Here is a 14,662-nt window from a genome sequence, read left to right on the forward strand (position 1 = left end):
GCCGGTAGATATTAACGGCTAAAGAAAGCGCGCTGGATCGCCAGTTCGACACCGCGAACTTCGGCCAGGCCTTTCAGACGACCAATTGCGGAGTAACCTGGGTTGGTTTTCTTCTTCAGGTCGTCCAGCATCTGATGACCGTGGTCCGGACGCATCGGGATCAGGTCTTCTTTGCCTTCCGCTTTACGACGGTGCTCTTCTTCAACAATCGCTTTCACCACTTCGTACATATCAACGTCACCGTTCAGGTGCGCCGCTTCGTGGAAGGTTTTCGGGTTATCTTCACGCATGGTGGAGCGCAGATGGGTGAAGTAAATACGCGGACCGAACTGCTTGATCATATCAACCAGATCGTTGTCAGCACGCACGCCGTAGGAACCGGTGCACATGGTGAAACCGTTCGCCATGCTGTTTACGGTATCAACCATCCACTGCATATCTTCAATGGTGGAAACGATACGCGGCAGGCCGAGGATCGGGCGCGGCGGATCGTCCGGGTGAACAGCCATACGCACGCCAACTTCTTCGGCAACTGGAATGATCGCTTTCAGGAAGACGGCAAAGTTTTCGCGCAGCTTCGCTTTGTCGATATCTTTGTACAGCTCCAGGTGCTTACGGAACTGGTCGAGGGTATACCCTTCTTCCGCGCCCGGCAGACCAGCAATGATGTTACGGGTAAGACGCGCTTTGTCTTCGTCGCTCATAGTGGCGAAGCGTTCAGCTGCCTGAGCAATTTCTTCTTCGGTGTAATCCGCTTCCGCGCCTGGACGCTTCAGGATGTGCATTTCGAATGCAGCGAATTCGATCTGGTCGAAGCGCAGAGCTTTGGAGCCGTCTGGCAGCACGTATTCGAGGTCAGTACGGGTCCAGTCGAGCACCGGCATGAAGTTGTAGCACACGGTGCGGATACCGCACTGCGCCAGGTTGCGCAGGGTCTGCTGATAGTTAGCGATCCACTGCTCATAGTTGCCAGTGTGGGTTTTGATATCTTCGTGAATTGGCACGCTTTCCACGACAGACCACACCAGACCTGCGTCTTCAACGATAGCCTTGCGTTTGAGGATCTCTTCAACGGACCATACTTCGCCGTTCGGGATATGGTGCAGCGCGGTAACCACGCCAGTTGCGCCCGCCTGACGGACATCAGCTAAAGAAACCGGATCGTTAGGGCCGTACCAGCGCCAGGTCTGTTCCATGTTTATTCCTCTTTCACGTAGTGGGTTCAACAGCGAAGAGACGCGGAACCCCGGAGTTGTTTAGGTATCCGAATGAACGACCAGACCGCAGCCGTGGCGTTGCATCGGATGAGATGGCGTATAAGTTCTACCTTTTGGTAATACATGTCAACCTGAAATCTAAAATTGGTTAACCACATCACAAGAAATCTACTCTCCTGCCGGTTGACGCAAATGACAACAAAGGAAGAACGGCAGTTAGTGAGCGGGGGATGTGACATTCATCGCAATAATGGTTGACCAATTTACATAACGTGTCGTCCAACATAACAATGGATTAACCTAGAGAGGTTAATTTTATTGGTTCCCCGGCGATTGTGGTGGTGATGCTGACGGAGTGCTGAAGCACACTAGCTGTAAAACGCCTTATATCACCCTGATGCTTCTCTCTTAACCTGCTCCCCCATTGCATAAGTTGTGACCGACACAACAAAACTGATGTTGTTGCAAGGATTGCTATTTAGTTTTGGTATAAAAGGTATACAGGCACATGGTGCAACATTTGAATTCCAGCGAGCAGGAGTAATTCACAATGAAGAGAACAATAACGGCGCTTGCTATCATGATGGCATCATTTGCCGCAAACGCGTCTGTATTGCCGGAAATTCCAGTACCATTTAAAAGTGGTACTGGTGCAATTGATAACGACACTGTCTACATTGGTTTAGGTAGCGCTGGTACGGCATGGTACAAGCTGGATACGCAAGCCAAAGATAAAAAATGGACAGCTCTGGTTGAATTCCCCGGTGGCGCAAGAGATCAAGCAACGTCCGCATTTATTGATGGTGATTTGTATGTATTTGGCGGTGTTGGCAAAAACCAACAAGGTTTAACCAGGGTGTTCAACGATGTGTACAAATATAGCCCAGCAACTAATACCTGGATTAAATTGATGTCACACGCACCGATGGGCATGGCGGGTCATGTGACTTTTGTTCACAACGGCAAAGCTTATGTTACTGGCGGTGTTAACCAAAATATCTTCAATGGCTATTTTGAAGATCTCAACGAGGCTGGAAAAGATTCAGCAACTATAGATAAAATCAACGCCCACTATTTTGACAAAAAAGCAGAAGATTATTTCTTCAATAAGTTTTTGTTGTCTTTTGATCCCTCAACACAGCAATGGAGTTACGCTAGCGAATCGCCCTGGTACGGGACGGCTGGTGCGGCGGTTGTGAATAAAGGTGATAAAACCTGGCTTATTAATGGCGAAGCTAAACCAGGATTGCGAACGGATGCCGTATTTGAACTTGATCTTACCGGCAATAACGTAAAATGGAATAAGCTTCCTCCCGTCTCATCACCAGATGGCGTCGCTGGCGGTTTTGCGGGGATAAGCAATGATTTTCTTATATTTGCCGGAGGTGCCGGATTTAAAGGCTCGCGGGCAAATTACCAGAACGGTAAGAACTATGCGCATGAAGGCCTGAAAAAATCATATAGCGCTGATATTTATCTGTGGCATAACGGGAAATGGGAGAAATCTGGCGAACTGACGCAAGGTCGGGCCTACGGAGTATCATTGCCCTGGAATAATAGTCTATTGATTATTGGCGGTGAAACTGCGGGTGGTAAAGCGGTGGCGGATTCAGTGTTGCTCTCAGTGAAAGATAATAAAGTTACTGTGCAAAACTAACTTTTCAGGGTTTCCATTGCCTGAAAATAAAGATGTTGTTCATCCCGGAATAAAATAACTGGCGCGGTTTGCGCAGATACATCCTGCGCCCGCCATATCACTTTAAAAGAGAACTGACAAACGCGCCTGATGAAAATCCAAATAATTTGAGCAAGGGATATAACGGTTCAGCGTACCGAATTCCTGAGAACAAGACGACGGCGCTACGAAGCCGTCATTTCAGTCGGGGGATGATTGTAGACAAATTTGTTGACGCTATTTTGCAGTTTTGGCGCGAAAGATGAGCGTTCATTAATTTGATTTATTTGCATCCATCAACGCTTTTAACTCCTCCGGCGTAAACGGTGGTTTGCGTCGGTGCAGCATCGCATGACAATTAGGGCACACAGGAAATAAAAAAACAAATGAGATCAAGGTAATATATCTTCGCTTGCAGGCTTGAACAGCAGAAAATTTGCGAGCATGATCGCAATTATTTCACTGCCAGGGATATCAATGGCTTCCAGTAAATCGCTACAGCAGGCAATTGCCAACATAAAAATCTGGCACAAGGGTGAACAGCGCGCACCGCATAAGCCGTTGTTATTGCTATACGTATTAGCGGGATACCTGAATGGACATCCGCGCCTTTTCGATTATGGCTCGGAAATCTACGAACCTCTGCACAGTTTACTGGAACGTTTTGGGCCACAGCGTTCACAGTACCGACCTGATATACCGTTCTGGCGATTACAAGGCGACGGATTCTGGCAATTACACAATGCCGGGCTTTGCTCAACAGCAGGGAGCAGCCGACAACCGCCAGTGAAGGAACTGACCGAATACCACGTTGCAGGCGGTTTCGATGAACAGCATTACGCCCTGGTAACCGGCAATAAAAAACTCATCAACACTCTGGCACAACAGATACTCGAAGCGCACTTCACCGAGAGTATTCAGGAAGAAATCGCTGACGAGCTGGGTTTTGATCTCCAGCAAATCCGTAAACAGCGCGACCCGTTATTTCGCAAAAATGTATTACGTGCTTATAACTACCAGTGCGCGATATGTGGCTTTAATATGCGCCACGATGACACCACCGTCGCGCTAGAAGCTGCGCATATAAAATGGAAACAGCACGGCGGTCCTTGTGAAATCCCTAATAGCCTGGCGCTTTGCGCAATTCACCATAAAGCCTTTGATAAAGGATCGATTGGCCTGGATGAAAATATGCGGGTGCTTGTCTCGGATGCGGTAAACGGCGGAGGTATTGTTGAGAAACTATTCTGGGATTTTGACGGGAAAACTATTGCGTTGCCACAGGTGCGTAAAAATTACCCTTATGAGGGGTTTGTGGAGTGGCATCGGAAAGAGGTTTTTAGGGGGTGAGGTAATACTTATTTTGCTGATTTAACGTCTCTATCTGATTCAATTCGGCATCATGAACAGCCATGATATGCTTAATACCGGGCGAAAAAATTAGACCGTTATGATCGGTTTAGATTTCCGTTATTACTTGCATTCGCTTTCATTCCTAAAAGCCCCTGCCGTTAATGCCAGGCGCATTACGCAAAGGAGAATGATTAGTAAACAATAAGATTGAAAATCAGGAAGGCGACTCGCAATAAATCTGAAAGTCGCTTTCACATTGTTAAAATATATCCCTTACCACTCCTGTGTTGTGAACTGTTCATCACACTTATAGCTGACGTTGATCCAGACTGCTATATATCGCCTTTATTTCATTTTTTACGCCTTCGCCACGGTACACCAAAGACGTATCATATCGTTGATATTTATCTTCTCGCGCAGCACTGAACCAGTTAAAAGATCCAACGCACAGCAACTCCTCATCTCTAATCACAATTTTGCTGTGAACGCGATTCACCAATTTTGTAGCAATGCCCATATTATTGAGCTTTTCGACTGCATCATTTAGAAGATGCAGTTTCTCCTGGCGCTTATCATCATCGATATGCGCAATATTGCAGTTTTTATCCGTTACCACGGTAATATCAATACTTCGGGAGCGGGCCAGAGCCATTGACGTCAGAAACCCCGTTTGCTCCACTTTTTGCCAGGATAACCAGGGGGAAATAATCGTGATCTTCTGTTGAGCTGCGGCCAGAGCATTATTCAAGAATTCATCATGCTGCTCCACACCATGCAACGTTGAAATTTTTGTCTGTGCGGAAATTAAATCCTGTCGTTTCTGAAACTCAAATTGCAACGCATTATTATCTGAAGCAAACAGAAATTTTGCCAATAACCCACGCGGCGAAGATGCGGGCTGCATCTCAATAAGGTCCATATCGCCAAAGACCAGAAAACTATCCTTAGCGCGTGAGACAGCAACATTGAGGATACTGCTGTTGCTATCAAGAAACCTGCCATCTTCATGTTTTGAGTAGACTGGGGAAAAGAGAACAATCGCCCTTTCCGCACCCTGCAAGGAGTGCACAGTCCCCACTGTCAGTGAGCCCTCTTCGTCTTTGTCATTAATCTCCAGCTTACGCAATGACGTTTTGATGGCATTAACCTGCGCCGAAAATGGCGTCACAACACCAACAACTTTGTACAGAGGTTCCCCGTAATGGCGCTCTATATCATCCTTATGTGTCGCCAGCCATGCTGCTATTGTTTCAGCTTCAAGAGGGTTATAACGGCTCCCCCCATTTGGCTTCATGCCTCGGCCATCAATATGCAGATATCCCATTGCGGGAAAAATCGTCCCTTTTTCCATCCCTCTTTTAGGCTGCAACTTACCGTGATAGCAAAGTGAGTTACAGTAGCCGATGATGTTATTGAAACAGCGACGATGCTCATACAGATACATTCCGCGCTCGAACTTGAGATCATACTGGTAGCGGGAGTTGAACTGGGCAACCTGCATTACGCTACCAGATGCTGCACTTTTTCCAGACCCACACACATGGGAATATGTATTTATTAACTCTTCCTGAGTGCCACCAGAAAGAATATTCTCCTCAAGCATATTGCCCATATCAGTAACGGGTAGACAATTCCAGATTGGAGCTATTTGCTCCGTATCGCCAATCACCAGTGCTTTCTTCGCCAATGCAAAAGAGGCCGCAGCAACCTCCGGGAGTACCTGCCCTGCTTCATCGACAATCAGTAAATCGGCAAAGTTATATAAATAATTATTATCCGATGTTCTGTCCCCACCAAAAGATTTTCTCCTGTTCATATGGTAAGGCAACATGTAGCAGGTCATTACCACACAAGGAGTAAGTTTCATTCTTCTTAGCCAACGAGCCTCGGCGATAGTTGTCCCGGTAATTCCTTTTTCTTTTTGCAGGTTATCAATTGCCGCCATATCCATCAGCCAGCGACCTTCCCAATAATGAGTCGCTAACAAGAACGCTGGAAAACGAATCTGAGTATCGGCAAGCTCGTCCGCTCCGGCGAGGTTCAGCTCATCGTCTCCCCTGTAGCCCAGAGCATAAGTCAACCCGCGCCATTGTTTTGCTGCTTCCATTTCGCTTCGGGCTATGTCCTGCGCAAAGTTGATATTCTGTTGGCACACCGCCTGCTCTTGTTGCGCTTTAGCGATCAAACTATCGATAAATTTATCAATATCTTCGGGACAATTTCCCTGGAACGCTGTCATTCTTGTGCCGAACGTAGAGTCCAGGAAGAGGTTAATCTGGTAATGGCGTTTAGCACGAACAGCAGGGAGCCATGACAAAAATGCATACATAAGCGACTCATCGGCACGGTATTGCTGCCACTGCTTTTTACCTCTGGCTAAAAGCGAAATTTCATTGCCAATATTGAGAAGAAGTGTGTTTTTGTCCTGAAGATACTGGTCGAGATTCTCACTGATGACTCGCTGTTCATGGCGGATATCATTGAGTCTGCGCCATGCGGGTTCGATTTGCTGAAGTTGCATAAACTGTGAAGTTAAACGTTCATGCAAAAGCGTCACTACATGCTCTGGCGAATTGCACTCTCCAGCTCCAAACGCCGCCTCCGCTTTTTCAAGGTAAAAGGCCCGGGCTTTTTCCAGATATTCCTGGGATTCAACGCGGTTAAAAAAATCTTCCGTCTGGTATTTCTTCGCTGCCTCAACCTGACGGCTTTTAGACGGAAAATAAGCGCCATAGCTTATTACCTCCGGCAACCAACGCCCAGACATTACGCCAAAACCAGTAGAGAAATCTTTTCCAAAGGCTTCAATAATATTGGTGACGGCCTGATTGTTAGTCGATGTGGCAATAATTACAGGAGGTTCAGTTTGATTAAGTGCGGCTCTTGTCCATTCGGTGGCAATAATAGAAAGCACCAGCGTAGTTTTACCCGTTCCCGGAGGACCGTTGACAGCGAGCATATCACCCTGCTGTTGAGTCAGATAATGGCTCAGGGCATCGCGCTGCGCCACTGCCAGCGGAAACTTATCGCCGGAATGCCCCAGACGTTCGCAGAACATCGCATTCTTAGCGAGAAGTGGCTCCACTGGAGCCATTTCGTTTGAGGCAAAACGCGTTAATAGCGGAACCTTAACCTGGCTCATCAGAAGATGGTCATACATAGGCAGGATATGAACGCTGGCCCCTACATGCTGGCTAGCTTTAACAATATAACCATATCCAGCCCGTTCGTATGGCTCAGATGTAGCGACCCAATTTCCCGCGACGTTTCTTAAAAGGTTATCTGACTGTTGAAGATAATTTTGCCAATGCTGAAGATACCTGGCATGGCGTTCCGCTTTCTCTTCGTCAGTTTCTTCGTAATGTTCTGGTTCATCTTCATTAATGGTGGCTGTGTTATGCGTGGTTTTGTATTTGTCATATTGCGCCAACTCACCAATAGAAAAATGACCGGAAGGGAGAGGTTCAAGCAGATCGCGGGGAATAGTGGCTGAAGCGGCAGGAAACAAAAAACCTTCCCTATTCAGAAGAGCGGAGGTAACCAGTGGCGTGATAATTGCGGGTGCACCTGCCATTTGCTCTTTGCCATGCTTTACTATGCGGTTCCACACTTGGGGCCGTAACACGACTTCAACGGTTTTTACCGACTCCCCTTCACCGTCAAAAAATGCCCGAATAGTCTCGTCATCCAACTGCCCTGCGGTGATATTTATCCATCGAATGAATGAATCTGTATCTTTACGTGAAAACGTTCCTTTACCAGATTCGGCGTCAGCTAAGGAGTTGCGCCAGTATGAAGTGAATCCCAATGTATTGCTGTCCATTTTCCATTCCGTGACATAATAGAAATCATTGATTTCATTGATGTAAATATTACTTATGATTAAACATTGTCCACGATGCGAGCACGATCGCAATAAATATTGTGCCTGGAGGATGGATTAGATTTTCTGAAAGAGCCGAATCCTTAATAGATAAGCGCAAACATACTTGGTTCGGTATTCTTAAGGGAATTAATATGGATTGAACCAGGTGGAAAAAAACAGCGGAAAAGATTTGTGTAGCGCGGATTTCAGGCATAAAAAAAGACCTCAGTTGAGGTCTATTTACATACTTTTGGTGCCGAAGGCCGGACTCGAACCGGCACGTATTTCTACGGTTGATTTTGAATCAACTGCGTCTACCGATTTCGCCACTTCGGCACTGAAGAGGTATGCGGAAAACGTTGTGAATTATACCTGTCACGCGCCACCATGCAAGCGCCAGCTTGTGCATGCCTCGCTAAGTGCTGAAAATTTCAGCGTTGTCTTCAGCGATATGTAACCTTTGTCACACTCCAGGCCCCGTCCTACCATGCTCTACACTTCCCGGGCAACACCAGAGAACGACAAAAGCATGTCGATAATCAATAACGAATAGGGATTGTCGCAATATCCGCTAATTGCCGAACATAAGGTGATTCGCCACGTGGTTGCCCAGGGTAGCGCCGCGCAGCCGTGGTCACTACGGCGCCTGTATTCGCGATAATCAAATCAACTTCTGGCAAGGTGCGGTGCCTACAATTATGAATTGCGGAGGTTTTGTTGGGTCGCTTCTGCCAGGCCTTTAAGATATCTCGCAATCGGCTGAATTTAGTGGTGAAAACTTTTTAACCGTGCCTATACTCCAGACAGGGAACTGGAGGAAATCTCATGAGCGAATCACGTTTAATTGCCCGCACGCCGGACACAGAACTGTTTTTACTACCCGCTATGGCTAACCGTCACGGACTGATTACTGGCGCAACGGGGACAGGTAAAACTGTCACGCTGCAAAAACTGGCGGAATCTCTGTCAGAAATCGGCGTTCCGGTGTTTATGGCCGATGTAAAAGGTGATTTGACCGGGGTTGCGGCAGAAGGTACTACCTCGGAAAAACTGCTCGCTCGGTTGAAAAATATCGGCGTCAACGACTGGCAACCACATGCGAATCCAGTGGTGGTATGGGATATTTTTGGTGAGAAAGGTCATCCAGTGCGGGCAACGGTATCGGATCTCGGGCCGTTGTTGCTGGCGCGTTTGTTGAATCTCAACGATGTGCAATCTGGCGTCCTGAATATCATTTTCCGTATTGCTGACGATCAGGGATTGTTGCTTCTCGACTTTAAAGATTTGCGGGCGATTACCCAATACATCGGTGATAACGCCAAATCATTCCAGAATCAGTACGGTAATATCAGTAGCGCATCGGTTGGTGCCATCCAGCGCGGATTACTGACGCTGGAACAGCAAGGGGCAACGCATTTCTTTGGTGAGCCGATGCTGGATATCAAAGACTGGATGCGTACCGATGCCAACGGTAAGGGTGTTATCAATATCCTTAGCGCCGAAAAACTCTACCAGATGCCTAAACTGTACGCCGCCAGTCTGTTGTGGATGCTTTCAGAGTTGTATGAGCAACTGCCGGAAGCAGGCGATCTGGATAAACCGAAACTGGTGTTTTTCTTCGACGAAGCGCATCTGTTGTTTAACGATGCGCCGCAGGTGCTGCTGGATAAGATTGAACAGGTAATAAGGCTTATCCGTTCAAAAGGCGTGGGCGTCTGGTTTGTTTCGCAAAACCCTTCTGATATTCCGGACAACGTGCTTGGGCAGTTGGGTAATCGCGTTCAGCACGCTCTGCGCGCCTTTACACCGAAAGACCAGAAAGCGGTGAAGACGGCAGCGCAAACCATGCGACCTAATCCTGCATTTGATACGGAAAAGGCGATTCAGGAACTAGGAACCGGCGAAGCGTTGATCTCTTTTCTGGATGCGAAAGGAAGTCCTTCTGTGGTAGAGCGTGCGATGGTGATCGCGCCTTGTTCACGGATGGGGCCAGTGACAGAAGATGAGCGTAATGGCTTGATTAATCACTCCCCGGTGTATGGCAAGTATGAAGATGACGTGGACCGGGAATCCGCCTATGAGATGTTGCAAAAAGGCGTACAGGCAAGCACCGAGCAGCAAAATACCCCTCCGGCCAAAGGGAAAGAGATAAGTGAAGATGACGGTATTCTGGGTGGGTTGAAGGATATTTTGTTTGGCACTACTGGACCACGCGGCGGGAAGAAAGATGGCGTGGTGCAAACAATGGCGAAAAGCGCCGCCCGCCAGGTGACGAATCAGATTGTACGCGGAGTGCTGGGGAGTTTGCTTGGGGGGAGAAAAAGGTAAGTCAGGCGCTGTTTGTGTTCTCTCACACCAACTTGCCTTTGCCTGATGCACTACGCTTATCAGGCCTACGCCACTTTGCTAACAATAATAAAGGGAGCTTTAGCTCCCTTTATTCGTTCATCAGGTTACGATTTTCTCATTAACAGCCACAGGCTGATTAAGAAGAAGCTGGCGCTTGGCAACAATGCGCCAATAATCGGCGGGATGCCGTAAACCAACGTCAGCGGGCCGAAGATCTGGTCCAGTACGTAGAACACAAAACCGAAGCTAATACCAGTGACCACGCGCACGCCCATCGGCACGCTGCGCAGCGGGCCGAAGATAAATGACAGCGCCATCAGCATCATTACCGCCACGGATAGCGGCTGGAAGATTTTGCTCCACATATTAAGCTGGTAGCGCCCGGCGTCCTGACCGCTCGACTTCAGATACTTCACGTAGTTGTGCAAACCACTGATGGAGAGCGCATCCGGATCCAGCGCCACCACGCCCAGTTTGTCCGGCGTGAGGTTGGTTTTCCAGATGCCGCTCACCGTCTGCGAACCGGTTATCTGTTTGGGATTGGTCAGGTCAGACTCATCAACCTGCGACAGACGCCAGACTTTATGTTCAGGGTCAAACTTCGCGGAAGCGGCATAGCGAACGGATTGCAGACGACGATTCTCGTTAAAGGCATAAATACTGATACCACCTAACTCTTCGTCGCCTTTTACTCGCTCAATATAGACAAAGTTGTCACCATCTTTGGCCCATAAACCTTGCTGAGTAGAGAGCAACGAACCACCGTACATCGCCTGCGCGCGGTAGTTACGCGCCATCTGTTCGCCCTGCGGCGCGACCCATTCGCCAATCGCCATCGTAAGCAAAACCAGTGGAATGGCGGTTTTCATTACTGACAACGCGACTTGCATGCGGGTAAAACCAGAAGCCTGCATCACCACCAGTTCGCTGCGCTGCGCCAGCATCCCCAGCCCGAGCAACGCGCCCAGCAGGGCCGCCATCGGGAAGAAGATTTGTACATCTTTCGGCACGCTCAGCAGGGTATACATCCCCGCGCCTACCGCGTCGTAACTCCCCTGCCCGGCTTTTTTCAGCTGATCGACAAACTTGATAATGCCGGAAAGCGACACCAGCATGAACAGCGTCATCATGATGGTGGTGAAAATGGTTTTACCGATATAGCGGTCAAGAACACCAAAAGGTTGCATCACACCGCTCCTTTACGCGAAAAACTGGCGCGCAGGCGGCGGACCGGCACTGTGTCCCAAAGGTTGAGAACAATCGCCAAAGCCAGATAAATCAGGTTAACGGTCCACATCCACAGCGTCGGGTCCAGCTTACCTTTACCGCCGTTCGATTTAAGGGAGGTCTGGATCAGGAAGAAAAGCAGATATAGCAGCATGGCTGGCAGCATCGACAGGACACGTCCCTGACGCGGGTTAACCACGCTCAGAGGCACAACCATGAGCGCCATCATAAACACGGTGAATACCAGCGTGATACGCCAGTTCAGTTCTGCGCGGGCACGATCGGTGTCGGTGTTCCACAATGTGCGCATGTCCATCTGGTCGGTATCGTTCGGGTCGAGCGCCACCGCCTGGTGACCAATGATCGCCTGATAATCCTGGAAGTCCGTAATGCGGAAATCACGTAACAGTGCAGTGCCTTCGAAGCGCGTTCCCTGGTTGAGGCTGACGACCTGGGATCCGTCGCGCAGTTGCGTTAAATGTCCGGAATCGGCCACCACCACAGAAGGACGCGCGTTACCTTTTGGTCGAATTTGCGCGAGGAATACATCTTTGAAATCGCTGCCGTCAACGCTTTCGATGAACAGCACTGAGCTGCCATTAGTCGCTTGCTGGAATTGCCCTTGCGCCAGCGCCGCCATGCCTGGGTTAGCTTTCGCTTCTGCCAGCACTTCATCCTGATGGCGCGATGACCACGGCCCCGCCCACATAACGTTAACCGCCGCGACAATCGCCGTGAACACCGCAAGAACCATCGCCGCTTTCACCAGCACCGCTTTGCTCAGGCCGCAGGCATGCATTACCGTAATTTCACTTTCGGTATACAGTTTGCCCAGCGTCATCAGCAGCCCGAGGAACAGGCTTAATGGCAGGATAAGCTGCGCCATTTCCGGCACGCCCAGCCCCAACAGGGAGAGCACCAGATTCGCCGGAATATCGCCGTCAACCGCTGCGCCGAGGATCCTCACTAACTTTTGACAGAAGAAGATCAAAAGCAAGATGAAGAGTATCGCCAGCTGGCTTTTGAGCGTCTCCCGCACCAGATATCTTATGATTATCACTTTAAATACGCCCGTAAAAACTCGTCTTTTGCAGGATTTTAGCTTGTTTCATGGCTTAAACGTCATTTATTCTCTTGAGTCGTCGAAATCGTCGCTAAGATAATTATACTCAACGGATTCACCTCTCAGATTTTGTTCTGACGTGCCAATGCCGTAATAACGTTAAGATTAACACGAAGTCATCGCAACAGCGGACATGAGTTACGAAAGCTTGCAATTCTATCTGTAGCCACCGCTGTTGTCTTTAAGATTCAGGAGCGTAGTGCATGGAGTTTAGTGTAAAAAGCGGTAGCCCGGAGAAACAGCGGAGTGCCTGCATCGTCGTGGGCGTCTTCGAACCACGTCGCCTTTCTCCGATTGCAGAACAGCTCGATAAAATCAGCGATGGGTACATCAGCGCCCTGCTGCGCCGGGGCGAACTGGAAGGAAAACCGGGGCAGACGCTGTTGCTCCACCATGTGCCGAACGTGCTTTCTGAGCGCATCCTTCTTATTGGTTGCGGTAAAGAACGTGAGCTGGATGAGCGCCAGTATAAGCAGGTGATTCAGAAAACCATTAATACGCTGAATGATACTGGCTCGATGGAAGCGGTCTGCTTCCTGACCGAGCTGCACGTTAAAGGCCGTAACAACTACTGGAAAGTGCGCCAGGCTGTCGAGACGGCAAAAGAGACGCTCTACAGTTTCGATCAGTTGAAAACGAACAAGAGCGAACCGCGTCGTCCGCTGCGTAAAATGGTGTTCAACGTACCGACCCGCCGTGAACTGACCAGCGGTGAGCGCGCGATCCAGCACGGTCTGGCGATTGCCGCCGGGATTAAAGCAGCAAAAGATCTTGGCAATATGCCGCCGAATATCTGTAACGCCGCTTACCTCGCTTCACAAGCGCGCCAGCTGGCTGACAGCTACAGCAAGAATGTTATCACCCGCGTTATCGGCGAACAGCAGATGAAAGAGCTGGGGATGCATTCCTATCTGGCGGTCGGTCAGGGTTCGCAAAACGAATCGCTGATGTCGGTGATTGAGTACAAAGGCAACGCGTCGGAAGATGCACGCCCAATCGTGCTGGTCGGTAAAGGTTTAACCTTCGACTCCGGCGGTATCTCCATCAAGCCTTCCGAAGGCATGGATGAGATGAAGTACGATATGTGCGGCGCGGCAGCGGTTTACGGCGTGATGCGGATGGTCGCAGAGCTACAACTGCCGATTAACGTTATCGGCGTGCTGGCTGGCTGCGAAAACATGCCTGGCGGGCGAGCCTATCGTCCGGGCGATGTGTTAACCACCATGTCCGGTCAAACCGTTGAAGTGCTGAATACTGACGCTGAAGGCCGCCTGGTACTGTGCGACGTGTTAACTTACGTTGAGCGTTTTGAGCCGGAAGCGGTGATTGACGTGGCGACGCTGACCGGTGCCTGCGTGATCGCGCTGGGTCATCATATTACTGGTCTGATGGCGAACCACAATCCGCTGGCCCATGAACTGATTGCCGCGTCTGAACAATCCGGTGACCGCGCATGGCGCTTACCGCTGGGTGACGAGTATCAGGAACAACTGGAGTCCAATTTTGCCGATATGGCGAACATTGGCGGTCGTCCTGGTGGGGCGATTACCGCAGGTTGCTTCCTGTCACGCTTTACCCGTAAGTACAACTGGGCGCACCTGGATATCGCCGGTACCGCCTGGCGTTCTGGTAAAGCAAAAGGTGCCACCGGTCGTCCGGTAGCGTTGCTGGCACAGTTCCTGTTAAACCGCGCTGGGTTTAACGGCGAAGAGTAATTGCGTCAGGCAAGGCTGTTATTGTCGGATGCGGCATGAACGCCTTATCCGACCTACACAGCACTGAACTCGTAGGCCTGATAAGACGCGGCAGCGTCGCATCAGGCAATGCTGTTATTGTCGGGCGGCGTGAACGCC

The 14,662-nt window shown here is 49.5% G+C and carries 9 protein-coding genes, 1 tRNA gene and 3 pseudogenes; 6 read left to right on the forward strand and 7 right to left on the reverse strand.

What is annotated here, in order from left to right:
* Positions 1 to 11: 11 nt before the first annotated feature.
* On the reverse strand, positions 12 to 1,196 hold the full coding sequence (gene uxuA / locus D9736_RS05930; RefSeq protein WP_000438582.1) for a mannonate dehydratase: 1,185 nt from the start codon (positions 1,194 to 1,196) through the stop codon (positions 12 to 14).
* 571 nt (positions 1,197 to 1,767) lie between these two features.
* Between uxuA and D9736_RS05935 the strand changes: the two genes are divergently transcribed.
* Positions 1,768 to 2,874: an N-acetylneuraminate epimerase gene (locus D9736_RS05935; protein WP_130257920.1), complete on the forward strand. Its 1,107-nt coding sequence runs from the start codon at positions 1,768 to 1,770 to the stop codon at positions 2,872 to 2,874.
* A 104-nt stretch (positions 2,875 to 2,978) separates the two neighbouring features.
* A pseudogene (locus tag D9736_RS05940) lies at positions 2,979 to 3,158 on the forward strand (sialate O-acetylesterase); the annotation flags it as partial.
* 7 nt (positions 3,159 to 3,165) lie between these two features.
* On the opposite strand, the pseudogene D9736_RS05945 reads toward D9736_RS05940, so the two are convergent.
* A pseudogene (locus D9736_RS05945) lies at positions 3,166 to 3,270 on the reverse strand (HNH endonuclease); the annotation flags it as partial.
* Between the two features lie 99 nt (positions 3,271 to 3,369).
* On the opposite strand from D9736_RS05945, the gene D9736_RS05950 reads away from it, so the two are divergent.
* Positions 3,370 to 4,242 carry a phosphorothioated DNA-binding restriction endonuclease gene (locus D9736_RS05950; RefSeq protein WP_130257921.1) on the forward strand — a complete coding sequence of 291 codons (873 nt, stop codon included), beginning with the start codon at positions 3,370 to 3,372 and terminating at the stop codon, positions 4,240 to 4,242.
* Positions 4,243 to 4,552: 310 nt separating this feature from the next.
* Here D9736_RS05950 and yjhR read toward each other — a convergent pair whose 3' ends face one another.
* Together yjhR and D9736_RS05960 are read right to left on the reverse strand one after the other, a co-directional pair.
* Entirely contained in the window at positions 4,553 to 8,068 is a 3,516-nt protein-coding gene (gene yjhR / locus D9736_RS05955; protein ID WP_130257922.1) for a helicase YjhR, read from the reverse strand.
* A gap of 293 nt (positions 8,069 to 8,361) precedes the next feature.
* A tRNA-Leu gene (locus D9736_RS05960) sits at positions 8,362 to 8,446 on the reverse strand.
* Positions 8,447 to 8,639: 193 nt separating this feature from the next.
* On the opposite strand from D9736_RS05960, the pseudogene D9736_RS23550 reads away from it, so the two are divergent.
* Both D9736_RS23550 and D9736_RS05970 read left to right on the forward strand, forming a co-directional pair.
* Positions 8,640 to 8,826 (forward strand): annotated as a pseudogene (locus D9736_RS23550) (alcohol dehydrogenase); the annotation flags it as partial.
* Between the two features lie 109 nt (positions 8,827 to 8,935).
* Positions 8,936 to 10,438, forward strand: a complete 1,503-nt coding sequence (locus D9736_RS05970) for a helicase HerA-like C-terminal domain-containing protein (RefSeq protein ID WP_130216641.1) — start codon at positions 8,936 to 8,938, stop codon at positions 10,436 to 10,438.
* A 125-nt stretch (positions 10,439 to 10,563) separates the two neighbouring features.
* On the opposite strand, the gene lptG is transcribed toward D9736_RS05970, so the two are convergent.
* The 3 genes from lptG to ytgA form a co-directional block, all read right to left on the reverse strand.
* Positions 10,564 to 11,646, reverse strand: coding sequence for an LPS export ABC transporter permease LptG (gene lptG, locus D9736_RS05975; protein WP_130257923.1), 1,083 nt, complete (start codon positions 11,644 to 11,646; stop codon positions 10,564 to 10,566).
* A complete protein-coding gene (lptF, locus tag D9736_RS05980; RefSeq protein WP_105290081.1) occupies positions 11,646 to 12,746 on the reverse strand; it encodes an LPS export ABC transporter permease LptF in 1,101 nt (366 codons plus the stop codon). Before lptF ends, lptG begins: the two co-directional genes overlap by 1 nt.
* Positions 12,747 to 12,808: 62 nt before the next feature.
* Positions 12,809 to 12,859 (reverse strand): protein YtgA, encoded by a 51-nt coding sequence (gene ytgA / locus D9736_RS23555; protein ID WP_211180521.1) that lies wholly within the window; start codon positions 12,857 to 12,859, stop codon positions 12,809 to 12,811.
* A 153-nt stretch (positions 12,860 to 13,012) separates the two neighbouring features.
* Between ytgA and pepA the strand changes: the two genes are divergently transcribed.
* Positions 13,013 to 14,524: a leucyl aminopeptidase gene (gene pepA / locus D9736_RS05985; protein ID WP_000397144.1), complete on the forward strand. Its 1,512-nt coding sequence runs from the start codon at positions 13,013 to 13,015 to the stop codon at positions 14,522 to 14,524.
* Positions 14,525 to 14,662: the final 138 nt, after the last annotated feature.

Origin of the sequence: Escherichia sp. E10V10 (assembly GCF_004211985.1) — a bacterium.
Classification (GTDB): domain Bacteria; phylum Pseudomonadota; class Gammaproteobacteria; order Enterobacterales; family Enterobacteriaceae; genus Escherichia.

Excerpts from the sequence above, each read along its gene's own strand:
- uxuA (WP_000438582.1), bottom strand. The coding sequence starts at position 1,196 with ATGGAACAGACCTGGCGCTGGTACGGCCCTAACGATCCGGTTTCTTTA.
- D9736_RS05935 (WP_130257920.1), top strand. The coding sequence starts at position 1,768 with ATGAAGAGAACAATAACGGCGCTTGCTATCATGATGGCATCATTTGCC.
- D9736_RS05950 (WP_130257921.1), top strand. The coding sequence starts at position 3,370 with ATGGCTTCCAGTAAATCGCTACAGCAGGCAATTGCCAACATAAAAATC.
- yjhR (WP_130257922.1), bottom strand. The coding sequence starts at position 8,068 with ATGGACAGCAATACATTGGGATTCACTTCATACTGGCGCAACTCCTTA.
- D9736_RS05970 (WP_130216641.1), top strand. The coding sequence starts at position 8,936 with ATGAGCGAATCACGTTTAATTGCCCGCACGCCGGACACAGAACTGTTT.
- lptG (WP_130257923.1), bottom strand. The coding sequence starts at position 11,646 with ATGCAACCTTTTGGTGTTCTTGACCGCTATATCGGTAAAACCATTTTC.
- pepA (WP_000397144.1), top strand. The coding sequence starts at position 13,013 with ATGGAGTTTAGTGTAAAAAGCGGTAGCCCGGAGAAACAGCGGAGTGCC.